The following is a 23,394-nucleotide window of genomic DNA, read 5'->3' as shown; positions in this document are numbered from 1 at the left end:
TGGGCGGGTTCAGGCGCGTCGTGTCAGTACGCGAAGGACAGCGGACGGTCGGCGGACTCGGAGTCCTCGTCCGGCGGCTCCTGGGCCTCCGGGGACTCGTCGCGGACCGTGAGCGGGACGCCCTCGATCGCGTAGCGCCGCATGAGCGTGAACCAGACCGCGGCCAGCGCCCCGTAGACGAGCGTGAAGACGATCATCGAGGTCAGCACCACGCCGGGGCTCACCACGGTGGACACGCCGCGCTCGGTGAGCAGGCGGATCTGGTCGATGCCCGTCGGGTTCGGCGCGACGACCCAGGGCTGGCGGCCCATCTCGGTGAAGATCCAGCCGAACGAGTTCGCGAGGAACGGCATGGGGATGGCGATGAGGCCGACGCGCGCGAACCACTTGTTGTCCGTGACCCGGCCCTTGCGGGTGAGCCACAGCGCCATGAGCGCGAGGAGCACGGAGCCGGCGGCCATGCCGATCATGAGCCGGAAGGACCAGTAGGTCATCGCGAGGTTCGGCGTGTACGTGACGGGGTCGCCGGAGGCGGTGACGTCGCCGTAGCGCTCGGTCATCTGCTCCTGGACGTCCTCGACGCCGGGCAGGTAGCTCTCCGGCCCGGAGAAGTGGCCCGTGCCGAGGTAGGACGCGAGCCCGGGGATCTCGATGAGGTGCCGGACGTTCTCGCACGAGTTCGACAGGTCGCCGATCGTGAGGATGGAGAACGCGGCGCCCTCCGAGCCCTGGCAGAGCGCCTCGGCCGACGACATCTTGCCGGGCTGCTGCTCGTACATGATCTTGCCCTGGATGTCGCCGGAGACCGCGACCCCGAGACCGCCGACGAGCATGGCGATGACGCCGAGCGTGACGGCCGGGCGGTAGACGTCGCGCGCGAGCTCGACGTTCTCCGCCTTGCGGGTGCGCACGAGGCGGACCATCCACCAAGCGGCGATGCCCGTGACGAACGTGCCCGCGGTGAGGAAGGTCGCCGTGATCTGGTGCGGGAACGCGGCCCAGAGGGTGTTGTTCGTGAGGACGGCGCCGATGTCGTTCATCTCGGCGCGCCCGGTCTCGGGGTTGAAGATCGCGCCGACGGGGTGCTGCATCCACGAGTTCGCGGCGAGGATGAAGAACGCGGAGAGGTTGGTCGCGATCGCAACCGCCCAGATGCACGCGAGGTGCACCTTCTTGTTGAGGCGGTCCCACCCGAAGATCCACAGGCCGAGGAACGTCGACTCGATGAAGAACGCGGCGAGCGCCTCCATGGCGAGCGGCGCACCGAACACGTCGCCGACGAAGCGCGAGTACTCGCTCCAGTTCATGCCGAACTGGAACTCCTGCACGATGCCGGTCACGACGCCGAGCGCGAAGTTGATGAGCAGCAGCTTGCCGAAGAACTTCGTCAGGCGCAGCCAGCGCTCGTTGCCGGTGCGGACCCACGCCGTCTGCATGATCGCGACGAGGGGCGACAGGCCGATCGTCAGCGGGACGAAGATGAAGTGGTAGACGGTCGTGATGGCGAACTGCCACCGCGCCAGGGCTAGGGCATCCACGTGCGCTCCTCGGGGGGCCCGACCGGGTCGGGGAAGGGACAACGGCGTAGGGGAGTGTTGCCGGAGCAGACGGCCGGGCGACCGGTCGCCTCCTCCGACGGTAGTTCCAATCTGCCGCATCGGCAGGGCCGGAAATGACGAGGAGTACTGAAAACACGCCGCTTGTGACTATGTTCACAAGGTCCCGGGACGTTGGTCCCGCTCGGGCGGGACGGGCGGCCCGGGGCGCGGCGCGTGTCGCCCGGGTTCGTCCGCACCCCTGTGCGATACTGGGCGGAGCCGGGCGGGCTCCGCATCGCTCACCCGGCGAGCACGAGATCGCGGCACCAGCGGACCGCGGCAGTCGGCGCGCCGACCGGGGCGAAGGGCCCGGTGGCAGGCGCCCGCGCCGCGCACGCGGACCGCGGCCGTGACCGACGACTTCCGTCGCCGGACGACGCGCTCCGGTGCGCTCGTCCCGAGCGACGACCGACCGCCCGACGGGCCGCACGGTGCGGGGCGGTCCCTGTGGCAGCAGGAGCACGACGCGTGACGCTCGACAGCACCTCCGACAGCACCCCCTCAGAGTCGACGGCGGACGCCGCCGCGGACCGGGCCGAGAGCCCGACGACCCCGGCGCGCAAGCCCGCCCGCCGCCGCGCGACGCGCAGCGCGGCACCGCCGCAGACTCCCCCCGCGGTGACGGCTGCTTCCGACGTCGCCGCGCCCGCGGCCACCGCGGACGCGACCCCGGCGCCCGAGGCGCCCGCGACCGCACCCGAGGCCACGACCCCGCCCGCGCGCCGCTCGCGTCGCGCGACCCGCACCACGCCGTCCGTCGCCGCTCCGGCGGCCGACGCGGCTCCCGCTGCGTCCGCCCCGGCCGACGTCCCGGCAGACGCGAGCCCCGCGGCCGCCGACGCCGCGGCGGAGCCGCCGGCGGCAGAGCCCGCCCCGCGCGCCCGCGCGCCGCGCCGCGCCCAGGGCGGCGGCAAGAAGGCGAAGGCCCCGGCAGGCGACGCGCCGCTCGACGTCCTCTCCGAGTTCGGCCTCAGCGCACCGCCCGCCGCCGAGCAGGCCCCCGCCCCCGCCGCGGCGGTGGCGCCCGACGCCGACGCCCTGCTGGGAGCCGCCGACGCCCCGCGTCGCGCGAAGCGCACCCGGGCGACGCGTACGACCGCGCAGGCTCCGGCCGTCGAGGCCGCGCCGGTCGCCGAGCCGGACGCCCCGTCCGCTGACACCGCGCCGTCCGGCGCGCCGACGACGGCCGAGCCCGTCGAGACGCCCGCCGCGAAGAAGCCCGCGCGCCGCTCGCGCCGCGCGACCTCCGCGGCAGCGGCCCCGGCCGCCGAGACCGCGGCCCCGACCGCCGAGACCGCGGCCCCGGCCGCCGAGGCTGCTGCCCCGGCGGTGGCCGACGCGCCGTCCGCCGCCGAGCCGACGCCCGCCGAGTCGGAGGCGCCGGCGTCCGCGGAGCCCGCGAAGAAGCCGGCGCGCCGTTCGCGCCGCGCCACCTCGAAGCCCGCCGCCGAGGCGGCACCGGAGGCGACCGCCGCGGCCGAGAGCCCGGCCGCGCCCGAGGCCCCGGCCGCTCCCGCGGCGTCGGCCCCGGCCGGCGGCCCGGCGTCGCCCGCCGCGACGGGAGCGGGGACCAGCACCCCGCGCCTCGCGACGACCGCCCTGCTGTTCCAGGCGCCCGACCCCGCCGCCGCGCCGCGCCGTCCGCGTCGCGCGCAGAGCCCGGCCGGGCCGCCGCGCCACGTCGAGCCCGCCGCCCCGGCACCCGCGGCGACGGAGCCGGTCGCCACGACGGAGCCGGTCGCCACGACGGAGCCGACGGCGACGCCCGAGCCCACCACCGGGACCCGCGGCCGTCGCGGCCGGAGGGCGTCGGGGCCCGCGTCCCGCACGGCCGAGCCGCGCACGGCCGAGTCGCGCACGTCCGAGTCGCAGACGGCTGAGCCGTCGACCCCCGTCGAGGAGCCCGCCGCCGCCGAGCTCGTCCTCACGGGCGAGGACGCGGCCGCGGTCGAGGAGATCGAGGCCATCGAGTCCGAGCTCGTCGCCGAGGGCGTCGAGGTGCCCGAGGACGCGTTCGGGCCGGAGGACTTCGTCGAGCTCGACGAGGCGGAGGAGCCCGACGAGCAGCCTGCGGCCGACGACGCCGACTCCGACTCCGACGCCGGCCCGCGCCGCCGCCGCCGTCGTGGTGGCCGCGGGCGTCGTGGTCGCCCGGACGGGGGACGTGACCAGGACCGCGAGCAGGACCGCGACGAGGACGAGGACGACGCCACGCCGTCGGCGCAGGACGACGAGCCGGCCGACGCGGCCGCGCCGGCCGACGCCGAGCAGACCGACCACGAGGCCGGGGACGAGCAGGGCGAGGACGAGGCGGGCGGCAGCCGCCGCCGTCGTCGCCGCCGCCGCGGGAGCCGGGGCGAGGGCGAGACGACCACGACGCGCTCCCGCCCGCGCGAGCGCAGCCTGGCCGACGAGGTCACCGCGCTCAAGGGCTCCACGCGGCTCGAGGCGAAGCGCCAGCGCCGCCGCGAGGGCCGCGACGCGGGTCGTCGTCGCCAGATCATCACCGAGGCGGAGTTCCTCGCGCGCCGCGAGTCGGTCGAGCGGTCGATGGTCGTGCGCGAGCGCGGCGGCCGCACGCAGATCGCCGTGCTCGAGGACGGCGTGCTCGTCGAGCACTACGTCTCGCAGCAGTCGCAGGCGTCGATGGCGGGCAACGTGTACCTGGGCCGTGTCCAGAACGTGCTGCCCAGCATGGAGGCCGCGTTCATCGACGTCGGCAAGGGCCGCAACGCCGTCCTGTACGCGGGCGAGGTGAACTGGGACGCGGCCGGGCTCGAGGGCCAGCCGCGCCGCATCGAGCAGGCGCTCAAGTCGGGCGACTCCGTGCTCGTGCAGGTCACCAAGGACCCGATCGGGCACAAGGGCGCACGCCTCACGTCGCAGATCACGCTCGCGGGCCGCTACCTCGTGTTCGTCCCCGGCGGTGGCATGACCGGCATCAGCCGCAAGCTCCCCGACACCGAGCGCAACCGCCTGAAGAAGATCCTCAAGGAGGTCGTGCCCGACGGCGCGGGCGTCATCGTGCGCACCGCAGCCGAGGGCGCGAGCGAGGAGGAGCTGCGCGCCGACGTCGAGCGCCTGCGCGGCCAGTGGGAGGCCATCGAGAAGAAGTCGAAGAGCGCGTCGGCACCCGCCCTGCTCCAGGGCGAGCCGGACCTCGCGATCCGCGTCGTCCGCGACATCTTCAACGACGACTTCAGCTCGCTCGTCGTCGAGGGCGACGGGGCGTGGTCGGAGATCTCGACGTACGTCGAGGAGCTCGCGCCCGACCTGCGCGAGCGCGTCTCGAAGTGGACGGGCACGCAGGACGTCTTCACGGTGCACCGCGTCGACGAGCAGCTCGCCAAGGGCATGGACCGCAAGGTCTGGCTGCCCTCGGGCGGGTCGCTCGTCATCGACCGCACCGAGGCGATGACCGTCGTCGACGTCAACACCGGCAAGTTCACCGGCTCGGGCGGCACGCTCGAGGAGACGGTGACGCGCAACAACCTCGAGGCGGCCGAGGAGATCGTCCGCCAGCTCCGGCTGCGCGACATCGGCGGCATCATCGTCATCGACTTCATCGACATGGTGCTCGAGTCGAACCGCGACCTCGTGCTGCGCCGCCTCGTCGAGTGCCTGGGCCGGGACCGGACCAAGCACCAGGTCGCGGAGGTCACGTCGCTGGGCCTCGTCCAGATGACGCGCAAGCGCGTGGGCCAGGGCCTCGTCGAGGCGTTCAGCGAGACGTGCGAGCACTGCCACGGGCGCGGGTTCATCGTGCACACCGACCCGATCGAGAAGTCGGGCGGCAACCGCGGCGGCCACGACCACGGCAACCACGGCAACGGCAACGGGAACGCCGGGGGCAACGGGGGCGGCGCCGCCGCCGACGAGCCCGCCGAGGGCGGCCGCTCGCGGTCGCGCCGCAAGCGCGGTTCCGGCTCGGGCGCCTCGGCGCCGAAGGACACCGGGATCACCCTCCCGCAGCCCGCCGTCCCGGTCCTGCCGGAGGTCACGTCGGAGGCGCGGGCCGCGGTCAAGGCCACGCTCGCGACGATCGCGGCCGCCGCGGCGCACGCCCACGAGCACGACGGCGCGGACGACGCGCCGGCTGCCGACGACACGTCTGCGGAGCCGGGCACGGAGTGATCGATCGCGCACCCGGCGGCGTGCCCCTGTACGCCGCCGGGTCGCGCGCCCGTCTGCGCGGGTGGCGCGCGGACGACCTCGCGGCGTACCGCGAGTGGCTGCGTCCGGAGCACGAGTGGCACCGCTGGGACGGCCCGTACTACCCCGTGCCCGACGACGCCGCGTCCGACGCGGCGGTCGCACGCCTCGCGCTCGCGGCGGCCGCGCAGGCCGCCCGCCCCGACGGTCTCGACGACGACGGCCTCCCGCCGCGCCGCGTCGTGGTCGCCGACGAGGAGGACCGGCTGGTCGGGACGTGCTCCTGGTACTGGGAGTCGGCCGAGACGCAGTGGGCGCGGGTCGGGATCGGCCTCTACGACCCCGAGGTGCGCGGGCGGGGCCTGGGCCGCGACGCGCTCGGAGCCTGGATCGGCTACCTGTTCTCCGTGACCGGGTGGGTCCGTCTGGACCTCGCGACGTGGTCCGGGAACGACGCGATGCTCCGCGCCGGCCGGGCGCTCGGCCTCGTGGAGGAGGCGCGGTTCCGCGACGCCCGCGCCGTCGACGGCGTGCGGTACGACGCCGTCGTCCTCGGCGTGCTGCGCCGGGAGTGGCTCGCCCGGTCCTGAGCCGTTCGCGGGCGTCTTCGTGCACGTCACCCGTACCTGGCATCATGCGCGCATGGGTTACGACCTCTCGGGCCGCCTCGTCGTCGGCGTCGCCTCGTCCGCACTGTTCGACCTCACCGAGTCCGACCGCGTGTTCCGCACGCAGGGGGAGGCCGCGTACCGCGACTTCCAGGAGCGCCACCGCGACGACGCGCTGGCCCCCGGCGTCGCCTTCGGGTTCGTGCGCCGCCTGCTCGCGCTCAACGACCTCGCGCCCTCCGCCGACGACCCGCTCGTCGAGGTCATCGTCATGTCCCGCAACTCCCCGGAGACCGGCCTGCGCGTCATGCGCTCGGTGCGGCACCACGACCTCGACATCACGCGCGCCGTCTTCCGCCAGGGGCGCAGCCCGCACGAGTTCATCCGTCCCCTGCACGTGGACCTCTTCCTCTCGGCCGACGAGCGCTCGGTGCGCGACGCCGTCGACCTGGGCCTGCCTGCGGGGTACGTGCTCGACCCGACGTTCGCCGACGAGGAGGGCGACGAGCTGCGCATCGCGTTCGACTTCGACGGCGTCCTCGCCGACGACTCCTCGGAGCGCCGCTACCAGGACGGTGGGCTCGCGTCGTTCCGCGAGCACGAGGTGCTCAACGCCGACGTGCCGCTCGGCCGGGGGCCGCTGCGCGAGCTCCTCGTCGGTATCCACCGCGTGCAGGTGGTCGAGCGTGAGCGGCACGCGACGGACCCGTCCTACCGGCCGCGCGTGCACGTCTCGCTCGTCACGGCCCGCTCGGCCCCGGCGCACGAGCGCGCGGTCGCGACGCTCTCCTCGTGGGGCGTGACGGTCGACGACGCGTTCTTCCTCGGGGGCGTGGACAAGGGCGGCGTGCTCGAGGTGCTGCGGCCGCACATCTTCTTCGACGACCAGCGCGCCGTGGTCGAGGCGGCGCGCCGGGTCGCGCCGTCGGTCCACGTTCCGTACGGCGAGCTGAACCGCGGCGTCCTGCCGGCCGACCCGGCCCTCGACGCACGGTCGACGCGCGCGGCCGACGTCGCGGCGCCCGCGCCCGGTCGCCGCGAGGCGGCCACCCCGCCCGCGCCCGGTGCGTCGGCGGAGCGCGACGCGGACGACGAGCGGCCGGCCCACGATCCGGCGGGGGAGCGGCCGACGCCCGACCCGGCGGGCGAGCGCACCGCGGAGGGCGGCCGTGCGTCGGGCACCGGGACGCGCGAGCTCCCGCTCGTCCGGTCCGTCCCGGGGATCGGCGGGCCCGGGCTCGCCGGGATCGCGGCGGGGGTGCCGGCCGAGCCGACCCCCGCGCCCGAGAGGGAACACGCAGCGTCCGTACCGGACGCCGCCGACGCCTCCCCGGCGGCGTCCGGCGACGAGCAGGCCGACGCACCGACCGGCACGGCGAGCCCTACCTCGTCCGGCACGACGCTCCTCAGCCGCCGGGACGCCCGGCCCGGCGCCCCGGACCGCGTCTCCGTCCTCGGCCCCGCCGGCGAGCCGAAGCCGCTGCCCGTCCGGCCGTCGTCGAACGGCGGCGCGCGCCACCACTGAGCCGGTGGTTCACTGCTCGCATGAGCGACGCGGCACGCCCGGGCGCCCCCGGGACCGTTCCCGGGGCCGGTGACGCAGGGCTCCCGACGCCCCGACCCGGCGGACGCGTCGAAGTCGTGTGCGGCCCGATGTTCGCCGGCAAGACGGAGGAGCTCCTGCGCCGGGTCCGGCGCGCGGAGGTCGCGGGGCGCCGCGTCGAGGTGGTCGGGCACGTCCTCGACACCCGGCGCGGCACCGGCACGGTGAGCTCGCACTCGGGTCTCGCGATCCCCTCGCGCACCGCCCGCGACGCGCACGACCTCGAGCGGATCGTCCGCGGCCCCGGGCCGCTCGACCTCGTCGCCGTCGACGAGGCGCACTTCTTCGGGCCGGAGCTCGTCGACGTCGTCCAGCGGCTCGCCGACGACGGGCTCGTCGTGGTCGTCGCCGGGCTCGACGTCACGTTCGACGCGCGGCCCTTCGAGCCTCTGCCCACGCTCGCGGCGCTCGCCGAGCGCGTCGACAAGCTCACGGCGGTGTGCGCGGTGTGCGGCGAGGACGCCGCGTTCCACGTGCGCGCCGTCCGGGAGCCGGAGCCCGACGGTCGCGGGGCGGGCGACCCGCTCGCGCCGGTCGCCGCGCACGTGGGCGGCGCCGAGAGCTACGAGGCGCGCTGCCGGGTGCACCTGCCAGGAGCCCCGTGGCGCCGTCAGGACGGCGGCGCGGCCGGTCCCGCCGGGTCCTCGACGAGCGGGACGAACGAGTAGGACCCGTGCTCGCTCACCCGCACCCCGTCCGGGGCGTCGGGGTCGCGCACGACGACGAGCATCGTGTGCCGCACGGGGACGACCAGGCGCCCGCCGGGCACGAGCTGGTCGACGAGGGCGCGGGGGAGGGTCTCGGCGGCGGCGGAGACGAGCACCCGGTCGTACTGCTCGCCCGGCGTGCCGAGGACGCCGGGCGTCGCGAGGACGAGGCGCGCCCACGGCACGCGCACCGCGGCGAGGTTCTCCGCGCCCCACGTGGCGAGGTCGGCGTGGCGCTCGACGCCCAGCACGTGCCCGGTCGGCCCGACGAGCCGTGCGAGCAGCGCCGTCGTCCAGCCCGACCCGGCGCCGACGTCGAGCACCCGGGCGCCCGGGGCGACGTCGAGCAGGCGCAGCATCGCCGCGACCGTCGACGGCTGCGAGCTGGTCTGGCCGTGGCCGATGGCGAGCGGCCGGTCCTGCGCGGCCCAGCGCCGCTGCGCGCGGGGGAGGAAACCGCGCCGGTCGACCGTGCGCATCGCCGCGGCGACGGCGTCGTCCTGGCGCGCGTGGTCGGGCGGGTCCGCGGGACGCATGCGACCACCTCCACGGCCAGCGTAGGCACGGTGGTTGGCCCGCGCGCCCGGGTTGGCCGGGGACCCCGAGCGGGAGGCGCCCTGGTGGCGCGGCCACGGGGACGGCGGGATGCTCGACGGGTGCGCGGGCGCATCGGGGCGCCCGCCCTGGACCGGGGAGCCGGCATGAGCGGAACGGTGGCACGGATCACGCACATCAGCGCGCGGTCGGACACGAGCTTCGAGGACGCCGTGCGGATCGGCGTCGAGCGCGCCGCGAGCACGCTGCGCAACGTCTCGGGCGCGTGGGTCAAGGAGCAGAAGGTCGACGTGGCCGACGGCCGCATCACGGCCTGGCAGGTCGTGCTGGAGGTCACGTTCGTCCTCGAGTAGGGTCGGCCGACGATCTCGTCGCGCGGAGGCGCCGCCGTCCGCGCTCCTCGGCGCGAGGCCTGGTCCGCGCACCGGAGCGGTCGCCCGCGCCGGGGTCCGCGCGCGCCATTTGACCAGGACGCCCTGCGGTCCGTAATCTTGGACGTCGGCGCGCCCAGGCGCGCCGGTCCCGTGTGCCCACGGACGACTCGCACTCGCACGCCGCGGCGTGGTCGGAGTCTCCAAGACGAACTCGCCGTGACGAGCACGCCAAGACTAGGAGAGATGAGCAGCAACGTGGTGTACGCGATCGTCAAGGCCGGTGGCCGTCAGGAGAAGGTTTCCGTCGGCGACATCCTCGTGGTGGACCGGGTGTCCGCCAAGGCCGGTGAGTCCCTCGAGCTGCCCGCTCTCCTGCTGGTGGACGGGGAGAAGGTGACCACCGACGCGGCGAAGCTCGCGAAGGTCAAGGTCACCGCCGAGGTCGTGCGGGACGAGAAGGGTCCGAAGATCACGATCCTGCGGTACAAGAACAAGACCGGTTACCGCCGTCGCCAGGGTCACCGTCAGCAGCTGACCCGCCTCAAGGTCACCGGCATCAAGTGATCTCGCCCGGCGCGAGCTAGCGGCCCCGCGCCGCGCCGCGCCGCCGGCACCCTCCCTCAGCAGACCAGCACGAAAGCAGGTTCGTCATGGCACACAAGAAGGGCGCGAGCTCCTCGCGCAACGGTCGCGACTCCAACGCCCAGCGCCTCGGCGTGAAGCGCTTCGGCGGGCAGGTCGTCAAGTCGGGCGAGATCATCGTCCGCCAGCGCGGCACCCACTTCCACCCCGGTGAGAACGTCGGCCGCGGCAAGGACGACACGCTGTTCGCCCTGGCCGCCGGCGCGGTCCAGTTCGGCACCCGTCGCGGCCGCAAGGTCGTCGACATCGTCTCCGCCGAGGGCTGAGCGACAGCCACAGAGGCTTCGAGCAGGAGGGGCGCACCGACGCGGTGCGCCCCTCCTGCCGTTTCCGGCGCCCGTCCCCACGGGCCGCACCACCCGCCGCGACCGCGGCACCGCACGACCCACCTCTGAGAGGATCCCTCCATGGCCAGCTTCGTCGACCGTGTCGTCCTGCACGTCTCCGGCGGCGACGGGGGGAACGGGTGCGCCTCGGTCCGGCGCGAGAAGTTCAAGCCGCTCGCCGGCCCCGACGGCGGCAACGGCGGTGACGGCGGCACCGTCCGCCTCGTCGTCGACTCCCAGACCACGACGCTCCTCGAGTACCACCACTCGCCGCACCGCCACGCGACGTCGGGCACCCAGGGCATGGGCGACGACCGCGACGGCGCCAACGGCGAGGACCTCGTCCTGCGCGTCCCGGACGGCACGGTCGTCAAGTCGCCCGACGGCACGGTGCTCGCCGACCTCGTCGGCGAGGGCGCCGAGTACGTCGTGGCCGAGGGCGGCCGGGGCGGTCTCGGCAACGCGGCGCTCTCGTCCCCGCGCCGCAAGGCGCCGGGCTTCGCCCTGCTCGGCGAGCCGGGCGAGGAGCGGGACGTCGTCCTCGAGCTGAAGACCATCGCGGACGTCGCGCTCGTCGGGTACCCGAGCGCGGGCAAGTCGTCGCTCGTCGCCGCCATCTCCGCGGCGCGGCCCAAGATCGCCGACTACCCGTTCACGACGCTCGTGCCCAACCTGGGCGTCGTGCAGGCCGGGTCGGCGCGCTTCACCGTCGCGGACGTCCCTGGCCTCATCCCGGGCGCGAGCGAGGGCAAGGGCCTCGGCCTGGAGTTCCTGCGCCACATCGAGCGCACCGCGGTGATCGTGCACGTGCTCGACTGCGCGACGCTCGAGCCCGGCCGGGACCCGATCAGCGACCTCGCCGTCATCGAGGCCGAGCTCGCGGCCTACGCGCAGGACCTCGAGATCGAGGGCGGGCGGGTGCCGCTCACCGAGCGTCCGCGCCTCGTCGTCCTCAACAAGATCGACGTCCCTGAGGCTCGCGACCTGGCCGAGCTCGTCAAGCCCGACCTCGAGGCTCGCGGCCTGCGGGTGTTCGAGATCTCGACCGCGAGCCACGAGGGCCTGCGCCCGCTGACGTACGCGCTCGCCGAGCTCGTGGAGAAGGCGCGCGCCGAGGCGCCCGCCCCCGAGCCGACGCGCGTCGTGCTGCGGCCGCGCGCGGTCGACGAGGCCGGGTTCACGGTCAAGCGCAAGGGCGGGGCGACCGACTACTGGTTCGAGGTGCGCGGCGCCAAGCCGGAGCGCTGGGTCCGCCAGACGGACTTCTCCAACGACGAGGCCGTGGGCTACCTCGCGGACCGCCTCGCGCGTCTGGGCGTCGAGGACAAGCTGTTCGAGGCGGGCGCCGTCGCGGGCGACGAGGTGCGCATCGGCACCGACGTCAACGCGGTCGTCTTCGACTGGGAGCCGACGCTCATGTCGGGCTCCGAGCTGCTCGGCGGCCCGCGCGGCTCCGACAACCGCCTCGACGAGAGCCTGCGCCCGACCCGCTCGGAGAAGCGGCGCGAGCACCACGAGCGCATGGACGCCAAGGCGGAGGCGCGGCGCGAGCTGTGGACCGAGCGCCAGGCCGGCACCTGGACGGACCCCGAGTCCGACTGACCTGGAGTCCGACCGACCCGGAGTCGTCCGCGCCGACGAGGGCCCGGTTCCCCGTGGGGGACCGGGCCCTCGGCCGTGCCCGGGTCGTCCTCGGCGCGGCCCGGGAGCGGGTCGGTCCCGGGCGCAGGCGTCCTGGTCCGTGAAATCGTGCGCGGCGGCGGCCCTCCGGCGGCGATGATGGGCGCGTGAACGCGCTGTCCTCCCGCTCCGAGATCGCCTCCGCCCGCCGCGTGGTCGTGAAGATCGGCTCGTCGTCGCTCACGGGCGCCGACGGCCACCTCGACCTCGCGGCCCTGCGGGCGCTCGTCGACGTCCTCGCGGCCCGACGCGCGGACGGCGGCCAGGTCGTGCTGGTCACGTCCGGCGCCATCGCCGCCGGGATCGGCCCCCTCGGCCTCGCGAGCCGACCGCGCGACCTCGCGACGGCGCAGGCCGCGGCGTCGGTCGGGCAGGGCATGCTCGTCGCCCGGTACGCCGAGGCGTTCGCGGCGCACGGGCTGCGCGTCGGGCAGGTGCTCCTCACCGCGGAGGACACGGTGCGTCGCGGGCACTACCGCAACGCCCAGCGCTCGCTCGAGCGCCTGCTCGACCTCGGCGTCGTGCCCGTCGTCAACGAGAACGACGCCGTCGCGACCGACGAGATCCGCTTCGGCGACAACGACCGGCTCGCCGCGCTCGTCTCCCACCTCGTGCGGGCCGACGCCATGGTCCTGCTCACGGACGTGGACGGCCTGTACGACGGCCCGCCGTCGCGCCCGGGCACGCGGAGGATCGCCGAGGTGCGCTCGCCGGCCGACATCGAGGGCGTCGAGGTGACGGGACGGGGGAGCACGGTCGGCACGGGCGGCATGCTCACCAAGCTCGAGTCGGTCTCCATCGCGACCGGCACGGGCATCCCCGTGGTGCTCACCAAGGCGCAGCACGCCGCCGCGGCGCTCGCCGGCGAGCCGGTCGGGACCTGGTTCGCCGCGACGGGCAGGCGGACGACGCGCCGTCGGCTCTGGCTCGCGCACGCCGCCCGCACGCGCGGCCGCCTCGTGCTCGACGACGGCGCGGTGCGGGCCGTGCAGGGCGGGCGCGCCTCGCTGCTGCCCGCCGGGGTCACCGCGGTCGAGGGCGAGTTCGACGCCGGCGACCCGGTCGAGCTCGTGGCGTCCGACGGGCGCGTGGTCGCCCGGGGTCTGGTCGCGTTCGAGTCACGCGACATCCCGGACCTCCTCGGCCGGTCGACCACGGAGCTGCGGGCCGAGCTCGGCGAGGGCTACGACCGCGAGGTCGTGCACCGCGACGACCTCGTCCTCGTGCGGCGGCGCGCGCGCTGACCGCGGGCCGGACGGCGCTCCCGGCGCGACGGCCGCCGACGTAGGCTCGGACCATGACCACCACCGAGGACGCGCCCGTCGTCGCGGGCGCCGCCGAGCCCGGGACCGCCGGTCCCGCCGCAGCCGCGACCGACGCTCCGACCGACGTCGCGGCGGCCGTCGAGAGCGTCGCGCGCCGCGCCAAGGTCGCGTCGCGCACCCTCGCGACCGCGACCCGCGCCACGAAGGACGCCGCGCTCCTCGCGCTCGCCGACGCGCTCGTCGCGGCGACCGACGAGATCGTGGCCGCGAACGCCGTCGACCTGGAGCGTGAGCGCGCGAACGGCATGAGCGAGGGGCTGCTCGACCGGCTCGCGCTCGACGCGCCGCGCGTCGCCGCGATCGCCGACGCGCTGCGCGCGCTCGCGGGCCTGCCGGACCCGGTGGGGGAGGTCGTGCGCGGCTCGACCCTGCCGAACGGCCTGCGCCTGCGCCAGATGCGCGTGCCCATGGGCGTCGTCGGCATGATCTACGAGGCGCGCCCCAACGTGACGGTCGACGCCGCAGGCCTCGCGCTCAAGAGCGGCAACGCGGTGATCCTGCGCGGCGGGTCCGCGGCGGCGAGCTCCAACGAGGTGATCGTCGGCGTGCTGGCCCGTGCGCTCGAGGCGCAGGGGCTGCCCGGCGACCTCGTGCAGTCGATCGACCGGTACGGGCGCCCGGGCGCCGTCGCGCTCATGCACGCGCGGGGTCTCGTCGACGTGCTCGTCCCGCGCGGCGGGGCCGACCTCATCCGCACCGTCGTGCGCGAGTCGACCGTCCCCGTCATCGAGACCGGGGTCGGCAACGTCCACGTGTACGTCGACGCGAGCGCGGACCGGGCCATGGCGCTCGAGATCCTCCTCAACGCCAAGACGCAGCGCGTGGGCGTCTGCAACGCCGCGGAGACGCTCGTCGTCCACGCGGACGCCGCACCCGAGTTCCTCCCCGCCGCGCTCGCCGCGCTCACCGAGGCGGGCGTCGTCGTGCACGGCGACGACCGCACGGCCCGCCTCGCGCCCGCGGGCACCGAGGTGCTCCCCGCGACCGACGAGGACTGGGCGACCGAGTACCTCGCGCCCGAGATCGCCGTGCGCGTCGTCGACGACCTCGACGCCGCCATCGAGCACGTGCGGACCTGGACGTCGGGCCACACCGAGGCCATCGTCACGCGCGACCTCGCGGCGTCCGAGCGCTTCGTCGCCGAGCTCGACTCCGCCGCCATCATGGTCAACGCCTCGACCCGCTTCACCGACGGCGGCCAGTTCGGCCTCGGGGCGGAGATCGGCATCTCGACCCAGAAGCTCCACGCGCGCGGCCCCATGGGCCTCGCGGAGCTCACGACGACGAAGTGGGTCGTGCACGGGGACGGCCACGTCCGCCCCTGACGCACGGCCCCCGGCGGGTACCTGATACCCGCCGGACGAGGTCCCCGGACGGTCGTGAGAGACTGGTCGGCGACCGGCGCCCGTCCGGTCCGCCGTCGGGCCGGTCCCGGCGGGCGTACCGTTCCATCGCACCACCCCGGCCCGCGGCACGTGCCCGCCCGGCCCGGGGACGACCTTCGAGGAGGACGTCGTGATCTCTGCCGTCGTGCTGGCCGCCGAGGAAGGCGCCGAGGCCGCGTCGCACCTGCCCATCCCGCCGCTCGCGTACGGGCTGCTCGGGTTCGGCGGGCTCGTGGCCCTGCTGCTCGTGACCTACGCGTTCCGCAGCGTCGGCACGCGGCACTGACCCGCCCCGGACGACGGAAGCGCCCGCGACCGATGACGCGTCGATGAGCCCGCGCCGGCCCCGCCTGGGGGTGATGGGTGGCACGTTCGACCCCATCCACCACGGCCACCTGGTCGCCGCGAGCGAGGCCGCGGCGCGGTTCGACCTCGACGAGGTCGTCTTCGTCCCCACGGGCAAGCCGTCGTTCAAGCAGCACCAGACCGTCAGCCCGGCCGAGCACCGCTACCTCATGACCGTCATCGCGACCGCGTCGAACCCGCGGTTCACGGTGAGCCGTGTGGACGTGGACCGGCCCGGGCTGACCTACACGGTCGACACGCTGCGCGACCTGCGGGCCGCGCGACCGGACGCCGAGCTGTTCTTCATCACGGGTGCGGACGCCGTCGAGCAGATCCTCACCTGGAAGGATGCCGACGAGCTCTGGAAGATGGCACACTTCGTGGCTGTCTCCCGCCCGGGTCACCAGCTGAGCGTCGAGGGCCTGCCTCCGGGCGTGGTCACGACGCTCGAGGTCCCCGCCCTCGCGATCTCGTCGACGGACTGCCGTCGGCGCGCGGAGGCCGGGCAGCCGGTGTGGTACCTGGTTCCGGACGGCGTGGTCCAGTACATCGCCAAGCACGGTTTGTATCGAGGTCAGCACGATGAGTGACAACGGCAGCAACATGCAGCCCGTCCGCCCGCTCACCCGGCGCGAGATGCGCGAGCGCGAGCAGGCGGCCGCCGCCGAGCGGTCCGCGCAGAGCGCTGCGCCCCCGCCTGCCCCGGCACCGGGTGCGGGCGGCTGGCAGCAGCCGGCGCGCCCGGCCGCGCCGTCCGGCCCGCCGCCGTCGCGCCGCACCCTGCGCGAGACGACCGGCCCGGCAGAGCACCCGGCACAGCCGTCGGTCGTGCGACCCCCGGCCGCCTCGGGCGGCATGCGCGGCCTGGACGAGACCGGGCGCCTCACGCCGGTCCAGGAGACGGCCGAGCGCGTCGCGATCCGCCCCCCGGCCCCGACGCCCGTCGTGCCCACGCGCACGTCCTCGCGTCCGCCCGCCGCGGCCCCGCGCCCCCCGGTGCCCGGCGCGTCCGGCCCCGTGCGCCCCGCGACGCCGTCGGCTCCGGTCGGCGGTCTCGCCGCCGGCTCGGGCCCCGCGCGTCCCGAGGCGACGCAGCCTCCGCGCCTCTCGGCGTTCGCGGCCCCGCCCACCAGCACTGCCCCGCCCGGCACGCCCGCGCCGGCACCGGCGACCTCCCCCTGGGCGGGGACGCGCGCGCCCGCTCCCGAGCGCGCGCCCGCCCCGGCGCCGCCCACCGAGGCGGGCGGCGCGGCCCTGCCGTGGTCCGCGATCACGGCAGGCTCCGCGCCCGAGCCTGCGAGCGCGGACCGCGAGCAGTCGTCGCCCTTCGGCGGCGTGCGGGAGTCCGCACCCGCTCCCGCCGGCGGCTCGGACGAGCTCTTCCCCCGCGTGCGCGGTCGTGCCGCCGAGCCCGAGGAGCCGGACGACGACGACCTCGCAGACGAGCGGCGCGGCCCGTCGTACACGTGGCTGCACTACCTGATCCTCGTCGCCGTCGCCTTCGTCCTCGGCCTGCTCGTCTGGACGCTCGTGTCCCGCGACGACCCGGGCCTGGCCGTGGAGGACGCGAGCGCCTCGGCCGCCGCCGTGCGGACGTGGGACGACCCCGGCACCCTCGACACCGGCCGCTGAGCGGCCGCACCACGAACGGAGACACGTGACCGCCACCGACCGAGCCCTCGAGCTCGCCGTCATCGCCGCCCGGGCGGCGTCCGACCGCAAGGCCGAGGAGATCATCGCGCTCGACGTGAGCGAGCAGCTCGTCCTGACCGACGTGTTCCTCATCGCCTCGGGGTCGAGCGAGCGCCAGGTCTCGGCGATCGTCGACGCCGTCGAGGAGGCCATGCACAAGGCCGGGTCCAAGCCGATCCGCCGCGAGGGCAAGCAGGAGGCCCGCTGGGTCCTGCTCGACTTCGGGGACGTCGTCGTGCACGTGCAGCACGCCGAGGACCGCGTGTACTACGCGCTGGAGCGGCTGTGGAAGGACTGCCCGGTGGTCGAGCTGCCGGAGGACGCGCGCGGCGGCGACGGCACGGCCGACGACACCGACGACACCACGCGCGGCGACGGCGCGATCCGCCTCTCGGGGGAGCCCCTGGCGTGACCGCCGGCACGCTCGTCCTCCTGCGCCACGGTCGCACCGCGTACAACGCGTCGATGCGCCTGCAGGGGCAGGTCGACATCCCGCTCGACGCCGTCGGGCGGTGGCAGGCGGAGCAGGGCGCGAAGGCCCTCGCGAGCGCGCACCGCGCGACGCGCGTCGTCGCGTCCGACCTCGTGCGCGCCGCCGACACCGCGCGCGCGTACGCGGCGGCGATCGGCGCGGACGTCGCGTACGACCCCCGGCTGCGCGAGCGTGGCTTCGGGGAGTGGGAGGGCCTCACGGGCCCGGAGATCGCCGAGCGCTGGCCCGAGGAGTACGCGGCGTGGCGCCAGGGCGAGGAGCCCGTGCGCGCGGGCGCGGAGTCCAAGGCCGACGTCGCGGCGCGCCTCGTCGCGTCCGTGACCGAGCACGTGGAGTCCCTGGAGCGGGACGACACGCTCGTCGTCGTCTCGCACGGCGCCGCGATCACGCTCGCGGTCACCGCGCTGCTCGGCCTGGACCCGGAGGGCTGGCGCGGGATCTCCGGGCTGCACAACGTCCACTGGTCCCACCTGCACCGCTCGGCGCCCGCCGCGACGCCCGCGTGGCGCCTGGTGGCGCACAACGTCGGGGCCGGGTTCCCGCTCGACGAGTGGAACGCGGGACCGGATTGGAATCTGGAGCCAGTTTCTGCGTAGACTAGCGACGCTCCGCAGGACGGGAAACCGGCCGGAGGAGTGCATGACCTGGATCTTCACGGATCCACGGGGCTGTGGCGCAGCTGGTAGCGCACCTGCATGGCATGCAGGGGGTCAGGGGTTCGAGTCCCCTCAGCTCCACCGAAACACCAGGTCGTCGGCCATCTCGGAGTCTTTCTCGAAGGGCGTCAGAGGTGGCCTTTCGGCGTTCTGGCGACAGTCAGAGCCGCGAGCGTGTCTCTGCGCCTCCGTCACCCCGACCTCCCACGCCACGGTGTGCTGCCAGAGCGTTGCGGCACGCGTGAGACCTGGGAAGAATGCGGCGATGCCTGAGAGCCAGCGTTTGCTCGTCCGACCCGCCCAGCCGGGGGACGCCGATCAGGTCTGGCCGCTGGCGCGCGACTTCGCGACGTCGTTCGCCCCGGAACGCGCGGCGTTCGACCGGACGTGGCAGAGCCTCGCCGAGACGCCCGGCACGCTGGTCGCCGTCGCCGAGGCGGGTAGCAGGGTCGTGGGCTACCTCTTGGCCAGCTGTCACCTCACCTTCCTGGCCAACGGTCCGGTCGCCTGGGTCGAGGAGGTGATGGTCCACGAGACTCACCGCCGGTCCGGTGTCGGCCGAGAGCTGATGGGCTGCGCCGAGGACTGGGCCCAGGCGCAGGGTGCCGCCTACCTCGCGCTCGCCAGTCGTCGTGCGGGGTCCTTCTACCGTGCGCTCGGCTACGAGGACTCGGCCGTCTTCTTCAGGAAGAACCTGGAGGAGGACTGCGGCGCCGGGTGAGGGCCGCTCGTCGGCCGATGGAGGGTAGCGGCGAGGCATGGCCCGGACGCCGTCGGCCGACCGGTGGGGATCGTCCTGGCGCGGACTTCGTGATCCACGTTGCTCGTGCGCCGGGGCGCGGGTCTTGGCGCGGCCTCCCGCGCCTGCCACGCTGGTGCGGTGCGACGGCGCTCCGCCCGTCGCGCGGGTACCCGGGGGAGGGCACGCGATGAGGCCACTGCGCTACGCGATCAACGTCACGCTCGACGGCTGCTGCCACCACGAGGCGGGCCTGCCGCCCGACGAGGAGTCGATGCGGTTCTGGACCGAGGAGACGGAGCGCGCGGACGCGCTGCTGTTCGGGCGGGTCACCTACCAGATGATGGAGGCGGCGTGGCGCCGTCCGGCGTCGGGCGCGTGGCCGGACTGGATGGGGGAGCGCGACGTCCCGTTCGCCGAGGCGATCGACGGGGCGAGGAAGCACGTGGTGTCGAGCACGCTGCGCGAGGTCGACTGGAACGCCGAGCTCGTCGAGGGCGACCTGGGGGACGCGGTGCGGCGGCTCAAGGAGCAGCCGGGCGGGCCGCTGTTCGTCGGCGGCGTGACGCTGCCGCTCGCGCTCGCGGACCTCGGGCTGATCGACGAGTACGCGTTCCTCGTGCAGCCGGTCCTGGCGGGGCACGGGCCGACGCTGCTGTCGGGGTTGCGCGAGCGCATCACGCTCAAGCTGGTGGACCGGCAGGAGCTGCGCTCGGGCGCCGTCGCGGTTCGGTACCGGCCCGTGACGGCCGTGCCGTGAGCCGGGACGACGACGCCCGGCGCGGCAGGTGCCGGCCGGGCGTGCGTGCGAGGGGGAGCGGGACTACGACGTGCTGACGTGCACGTGGTCGTAGTGGTTCGCGGTCGCGCCGCCGCGGTCCTCCATGCCGGACCACGCGCTCGCCGGGTCGCCGGCCATCCAGATCTTCTGCTGGTAGATGAGGTACGTGATGCCGAGCGAGCCCGCGTTGGCCTGCAGGTAGCGCGCGATGTCCCAGCCGGTCTCGCCGCTGATCATGATGTCGACGGCGCGGCCCGTGCCGTGGTCGCCGTCGTCGCCGGGGCGGATGCCGCCGAACGTGGTGACCTGGGGGAAGTTCGCGCACACGGAGCGGTAGACGGCGCGCGCGTTGGCGCGCAGCGACGACTCGATCCCGGTGCTGACCGAGCACGCGGCGTCCGAGACGCCGCCGACGCTCGACCCCCCGGCCGCGGCGGCGGCGACCTGGGGCGCCTCGGGCTGCGACTGCGCGAGGAAGCTCGACTTGATCCACGCGGCCGCGCCGTCCCAGACGATCTGGCTCCAGTCGCCCTCGGTGACGCCCGTGACGTCGACGGCGGCGCCGAACTCGGTGGTCGCGACGCGCTCGGCGTCCGGAGACGGCGCGGAGCGCACGTTGACGGCCTCGGTGGTCCAGAGCTGGCCGGTGACGGGCGGCAGGGGCGGGGGCGTCGGGGCGGCCTGGGCGGCCGGCACGACGGCGATCTCCGCCGCGGTCTCGACGACCGGGGGCTCCTGCGGCGCCGTGGGCGGCGCGACGCGCTCGGACGAGCGGCTGGCGGCTCCCGTGCCGCGCTCCACGCTCGCGCCGGCGGTGGGCTCGACGCTCAGCGGAGCGAGGTCGGGGTTGCCCTCCGCAGGCTGGGGGCCCGCGCCCACGGCACCCGCGCCGAGCAGCGTGACGAGCGCCAGCGCGGGGAGCTTGAGCGACCGGACCGGCAGCGTCGGCAGGGCCGGGAGCCGGAAGGAGCGCGCGGTGGCGGGGGCTGCGCTGTGGCGGCCTCGGGACATGGTGCGCTCCGGTTCTTCGTGGGTAGGACGCGCCAATGTAACCAAACCGTGATCTGAGAAGTCCAGTCGGACATTCCGCGCAGCGCTCCCGTTCGACTCATGAGCGGCAGCGCTGAGTCGTATGCGCCGCAGTCGTTGGACGGGTGGAAGGCGGGTTCCTACGCTGGAAGCATGACCGTTCCCTCTGTACCGACCGTGACGCTCAACTCCGGTCACACCATCCCGCAGCTCGGCTTCGGCGTCTTCCTCGTGCCGCCGGACGAGGCCGAGAAGGCCGTGAGCGAGGCCCTCGAGGTCGGCTACCGCCACATCGACACCGCGGCGATCTATCGCAACGAGGAGGGCGTCGGCGCCGCCATCGCGAAGAGCGGCATCCCCCGCGACGAGCTCTTCGTCACCACGAAGCTCTGGAACGACCGCCAGTCGGGCGAGCAGCCGCACGACGCGATCCGCGAGAGCCTCGACAAGCTCGGCCTCGACCACGTCGACCTGTACCTCACGCACTGGCCCGCGCCCGAGCAGGACCAGTACACGAACGCGTGGGCGAAGCTCGTCGAGATCCGCGACGCGGGCCTCGCGCGCTCGATCGGCGTCTCCAACCACCTGCCCGAGCACCTCGACCGGATCGTCGCCGCCACGGGCGTCGTGCCCGCCGTCGACCAGATCGAGCTGCACCCGGCCTACCAGCAGCGCGACGTGCTCGCCTGGGCCGACGCGAACGGCACGAAGATCGAGGCCTGGGGTCCGCTCGGCCAGGGCAAGTACCCGCTCTTCGAGAAGCAGGCCGTCGTCGACGCCGCGGCCGCCCACGGCGTGACGCCCGCCCAGGCGGTGCTGCGCTGGCACCTGCAGCGCGGCTTCATCGTCTTCCCGAAGTCGTCGCGCAAGGAGCGCATGGTGGAGAACTTCGACCTCTTCGGGTTCGAGCTCACCGCCGACGAGGTCGCCGCGATCGACGCCCTCGACACGGGTGACGGCTCGGGCCGCGTGAGCGCCCACCCGTCCGAGGTCAACTGACCCGGTCGCCCGCGGCCTCGCGCGAGGCAGCACGCACGACGAGGGGCGCCGTCCGACCGGACGGCGCCCCTCGTCGTGCGCTGGTGGAGAAGCGGGTCAGCCGCACTCGTCACAGATGCCCGTCGCGGGCAGGACCGTGAAGCACGTGGGGCACACGGCCGGCGGCTTCTCGGGCTCCGCGGAGCGGGCTGTCGTGCGGCGCGGCGTGCGTGTCGCGGGCGCGGCCTTCGCCGTGGCCCGACGCGCGGGTGCGGGGGCCGCCGCGGGGGCGGCACCGGGCACGTCGAAACCGCGCTTGCGCAGCAGGTCCGCGACGCCGACGGGGCTGCTGCGGAACTCCTCGGCCGTCGCGACGCGGCCGGTCGCGTACCGGTGCGCGACGCCGAGGATCGCCTGCGCGTCGTAGACGCGGTCTTCGTGGACGAGCGGGGTGCCGGGGGACGCGGTGAACCCGTAGACCCCGAGGAACGCGTCCCGGCCCCGGTCGTCCCAGTCCGCGAGGGCCTGGAGGATGTGCTGCCGGGTCACTGCCGAGAAGGTTGCCACGGCACGAGCCTAGACCGCCCCGCGGGACCCCTCGGACGACGAGCGCGTGACCTTCCGCACGCGCTCGCGCCGGGCCCTCGGCACCCGGGGATCAGGGCACGGTGTACCCCGCGGCGCGGAACATCTCGTACCACTCGGCGCGCGTGAGCGGGACCTCCGAACCGAGCGCGGCGCCGGCGACCCGGTCGGGGCTCGTCGTGCCGAGCACGACCTGCATCCGCGCCGGGTGGCGCGTGATCCACGCGGTCGCGATCGCGATGGGCGGCACGTCGTACCGGGCGGCGAGGCGGTCGATCACGGCGTTGAGCTCGGGGTACTTCTCGGATCCCAGGAACACGCCCGTGAAGAACCCCGCCTGGAACGGGGACCACGCCTGGACGGCGATGTCGTGCAGGCGGCAGTAGTCGAGGGTCCCGCTGTCACGGCTGACGGACTGGTCGAGGGCCTGCATGTTCGCCGCGACGCCCTGCGCGACGAGCGGGGCGTGCGTGACGGAGAGCTGGAGCTGGTTCGCGACGATCGGCTGCTCGACGTAACGGCGCAGCAGCTCGATCTGGCCCGGTGTGTGGTTCGAGACCCCGAACGCCCGCACCTTGCCCGCGGCGTGCAGGTCGGAGAACGCGCGCGCGACCTCCTCGGGCTCGACGAGGGCGTCGGGGCGGTGCAGCAGCAGGATGTCGAGGTAGTCGGTGCGCAGGGCCTCGAGCGAGCCCTCGACGGACGCGACGAGGTGCTCGTACGAGAAGTCGAAGTACGGGCCCTCGGGCACGATGCCGGCCTTGGACTGGATGACCCACTCCGCACGCTCGGCGGGGGAGAGGTCGAGCGCCTCGGCGAAGCGACGCTCGCAGCCGTGGAGCTCGGAGCCGTACACGTCGGCGTGGTCGAGGAACGTGATGCCGGCGTCCCGTGCGGTGCGCACGAGGGTGCGGACCTCGTCGTCGGTCTTGTCCTGGATGCGCATGAGGCCGAGCACGACGTTCGGGACGACGATGTCGGTGCCGGTCAGGGTGAAGGTCTTCATCGGTGGAGCTCCTTCGTGGGATGGGCGGGTCGGGTGCACGACCTCGGTGTCCGGGATCCGAGAGTGCGCCGCTGCAGAGGGGTCGTTCCCACGGGTCGGGGGTAGGAAGGGCGTCGTCCGCCCGCGGGCGGGGTG

At 75.0% G+C, this 23,394-nt stretch carries 24 protein-coding genes and 1 tRNA gene; 20 read left to right on the top strand and 5 right to left on the bottom strand.

Features of this window, described 5'->3' with window-relative positions:
• Window positions 1–23: 23 nt before the first annotated feature.
• Window positions 24–1,538: a cytochrome ubiquinol oxidase subunit I gene (locus tag BXA05_RS14240; protein WP_061266797.1), complete on the bottom strand. Its 1,515-nt coding sequence runs from the start codon at window positions 1,536–1,538 to the stop codon at window positions 24–26.
• 409 nt (window positions 1,539–1,947) lie between these two features.
• Between BXA05_RS14240 and BXA05_RS20720 the strand changes: the two genes are divergently transcribed.
• The 5 genes from BXA05_RS20720 to BXA05_RS14220 are packed head-to-tail and all read left to right on the top strand — an operon-like array spanning window position 1,948 to window position 8,629.
• Window positions 1,948–2,070, top strand: coding sequence for a hypothetical protein (locus BXA05_RS20720; protein ID WP_255181389.1), 123 nt, complete (start codon window positions 1,948–1,950; stop codon window positions 2,068–2,070).
• Window positions 2,067–5,732 carry an Rne/Rng family ribonuclease gene (locus tag BXA05_RS14235; protein WP_076405635.1) on the top strand — a complete coding sequence of 1,222 codons (3,666 nt, stop codon included), beginning with the start codon at window positions 2,067–2,069 and terminating at the stop codon, window positions 5,730–5,732. The genes BXA05_RS20720 and BXA05_RS14235 overlap by 4 nt, the downstream gene beginning before the upstream one ends.
• Window positions 5,729–6,340 (top strand): GNAT family N-acetyltransferase, encoded by a 612-nt coding sequence (locus BXA05_RS14230; protein ID WP_244550474.1) that lies wholly within the window; start codon window positions 5,729–5,731, stop codon window positions 6,338–6,340. Before BXA05_RS14235 ends, BXA05_RS14230 begins: the two co-directional genes overlap by 4 nt.
• 52 nt (window positions 6,341–6,392) lie before the next feature.
• Complete coding sequence (locus BXA05_RS20570; RefSeq protein ID WP_076405633.1) at window positions 6,393–7,883, top strand: 5'-nucleotidase; 1,491 nt, start codon at window positions 6,393–6,395, stop codon at window positions 7,881–7,883.
• Window positions 7,884–7,903: 20 nt separating this feature from the next.
• Window positions 7,904–8,629, top strand: a complete 726-nt coding sequence (locus BXA05_RS14220; RefSeq protein ID WP_083711902.1) for a thymidine kinase — start codon at window positions 7,904–7,906, stop codon at window positions 8,627–8,629.
• Here BXA05_RS14220 and BXA05_RS14215 read toward each other — a convergent pair.
• Window positions 8,572–9,204, bottom strand: coding sequence for a protein-L-isoaspartate O-methyltransferase family protein (locus tag BXA05_RS14215; protein WP_076405629.1), 633 nt, complete (start codon window positions 9,202–9,204; stop codon window positions 8,572–8,574). The two genes, BXA05_RS14220 and BXA05_RS14215, sit on opposite strands and share 58 nt — an antisense overlap.
• A 165-nt stretch (window positions 9,205–9,369) precedes the next feature.
• Between BXA05_RS14215 and BXA05_RS14210 the strand changes: the two genes are divergently transcribed.
• The 14 genes from BXA05_RS14210 (at window position 9,370) to BXA05_RS14150 (ending at window position 19,640) form a co-directional block, all read left to right on the top strand.
• Window positions 9,370–9,576, top strand: coding sequence for a dodecin family protein (locus BXA05_RS14210; protein ID WP_021482381.1), 207 nt, complete (start codon window positions 9,370–9,372; stop codon window positions 9,574–9,576).
• Between the two features lie 276 nt (window positions 9,577–9,852).
• Entirely contained in the window at window positions 9,853–10,161 is a 309-nt protein-coding gene (gene rplU / locus BXA05_RS14205) for a 50S ribosomal protein L21 (protein WP_198163222.1), read from the top strand.
• Between the two features lie 86 nt (window positions 10,162–10,247).
• On the top strand, window positions 10,248–10,505 hold the full coding sequence (gene rpmA / locus BXA05_RS14200) for a 50S ribosomal protein L27 (RefSeq protein ID WP_021482383.1): 258 nt from the start codon (window positions 10,248–10,250) through the stop codon (window positions 10,503–10,505).
• Between the two features lie 141 nt (window positions 10,506–10,646).
• Window positions 10,647–12,167 carry a GTPase ObgE gene (gene obgE / locus BXA05_RS14195; protein ID WP_076405627.1) on the top strand — a complete coding sequence of 507 codons (1,521 nt, stop codon included), beginning with the start codon at window positions 10,647–10,649 and terminating at the stop codon, window positions 12,165–12,167.
• Window positions 12,168–12,361: 194 nt separating this feature from the next.
• Window positions 12,362–13,489, top strand: coding sequence for a glutamate 5-kinase (gene proB / locus BXA05_RS14190; RefSeq protein ID WP_083711918.1), 1,128 nt, complete (start codon window positions 12,362–12,364; stop codon window positions 13,487–13,489).
• A 53-nt stretch (window positions 13,490–13,542) separates the two neighbouring features.
• Window positions 13,543–14,895: a glutamate-5-semialdehyde dehydrogenase gene (locus BXA05_RS14185; protein ID WP_076405623.1), complete on the top strand. Its 1,353-nt coding sequence runs from the start codon at window positions 13,543–13,545 to the stop codon at window positions 14,893–14,895.
• Window positions 14,896–15,085: 190 nt separating this feature from the next.
• Complete coding sequence (locus tag BXA05_RS20095) at window positions 15,086–15,241, top strand: hypothetical protein (RefSeq protein ID WP_021483496.1); 156 nt, start codon at window positions 15,086–15,088, stop codon at window positions 15,239–15,241.
• A gap of 43 nt (window positions 15,242–15,284) precedes the next feature.
• A complete protein-coding gene (gene nadD, locus BXA05_RS14180) occupies window positions 15,285–15,890 on the top strand; it encodes a nicotinate-nucleotide adenylyltransferase (RefSeq protein WP_031316993.1) in 606 nt (201 codons plus the stop codon).
• Window positions 15,883–16,932, top strand: a complete 1,050-nt coding sequence (locus BXA05_RS19785; RefSeq protein ID WP_143311165.1) for a hypothetical protein — start codon at window positions 15,883–15,885, stop codon at window positions 16,930–16,932. The genes nadD and BXA05_RS19785 overlap by 8 nt, the downstream gene beginning before the upstream one ends.
• 25 nt (window positions 16,933–16,957) lie before the next feature.
• Window positions 16,958–17,404: a ribosome silencing factor gene (gene rsfS, locus BXA05_RS14170; RefSeq protein WP_021482244.1), complete on the top strand. Its 447-nt coding sequence runs from the start codon at window positions 16,958–16,960 to the stop codon at window positions 17,402–17,404.
• The gene (locus BXA05_RS14165) at window positions 17,401–18,081 is read left to right on the top strand and encodes a histidine phosphatase family protein (RefSeq protein WP_061266781.1); all 681 of its coding nucleotides are present in this window, start codon (window positions 17,401–17,403) and stop codon (window positions 18,079–18,081) included. The genes rsfS and BXA05_RS14165 overlap by 4 nt, the downstream gene beginning before the upstream one ends.
• Before the next feature lie 68 nt (window positions 18,082–18,149).
• Window positions 18,150–18,222: transfer RNA gene (locus BXA05_RS14160), tRNA-Ala, on the top strand.
• Between the two features lie 184 nt (window positions 18,223–18,406).
• Window positions 18,407–18,862, top strand: coding sequence for a GNAT family N-acetyltransferase (locus tag BXA05_RS14155; RefSeq protein ID WP_076405619.1), 456 nt, complete (start codon window positions 18,407–18,409; stop codon window positions 18,860–18,862).
• Window positions 18,863–19,070: 208 nt separating this feature from the next.
• Entirely contained in the window at window positions 19,071–19,640 is a 570-nt protein-coding gene (locus BXA05_RS14150; RefSeq protein ID WP_076405617.1) for a dihydrofolate reductase family protein, read from the top strand.
• Between the two features lie 63 nt (window positions 19,641–19,703).
• On the opposite strand, the gene BXA05_RS14145 is transcribed toward BXA05_RS14150, so the two are convergent.
• Entirely contained in the window at window positions 19,704–20,672 is a 969-nt protein-coding gene (locus BXA05_RS14145; RefSeq protein WP_076405615.1) for an SH3 domain-containing protein, read from the bottom strand.
• A gap of 171 nt (window positions 20,673–20,843) precedes the next feature.
• Here BXA05_RS14145 and BXA05_RS14140 point away from each other — a divergent pair, with 171 nt between their 5' ends.
• A complete protein-coding gene (locus BXA05_RS14140) occupies window positions 20,844–21,689 on the top strand; it encodes an aldo/keto reductase (RefSeq protein WP_076405613.1) in 846 nt (281 codons plus the stop codon).
• Between the two features lie 96 nt (window positions 21,690–21,785).
• On the opposite strand, the gene BXA05_RS14135 is transcribed toward BXA05_RS14140, so the two are convergent.
• Both BXA05_RS14135 and BXA05_RS14130 read right to left on the bottom strand, forming a co-directional pair.
• Window positions 21,786–22,235, bottom strand: coding sequence for a ScoMcrA-related endonuclease (locus BXA05_RS14135; protein ID WP_034651120.1), 450 nt, complete (start codon window positions 22,233–22,235; stop codon window positions 21,786–21,788).
• Window positions 22,236–22,326: 91 nt separating this feature from the next.
• A complete protein-coding gene (locus BXA05_RS14130) occupies window positions 22,327–23,259 on the bottom strand; it encodes an aldo/keto reductase (RefSeq protein WP_076405611.1) in 933 nt (310 codons plus the stop codon).
• Between the last annotated feature and the right edge of the window lie 135 nt (window positions 23,260–23,394).

The organism is Cellulosimicrobium funkei (assembly GCF_900155925.1).
In the GTDB taxonomy this organism is placed as follows: Bacteria; Actinomycetota; Actinomycetes; order Actinomycetales; family Cellulomonadaceae; genus Cellulosimicrobium; species Cellulosimicrobium funkei.
The sequence above is the reverse complement of the archived record's forward strand: the minus strand, read 5'-3'. Positions and strand labels throughout refer to the sequence as shown.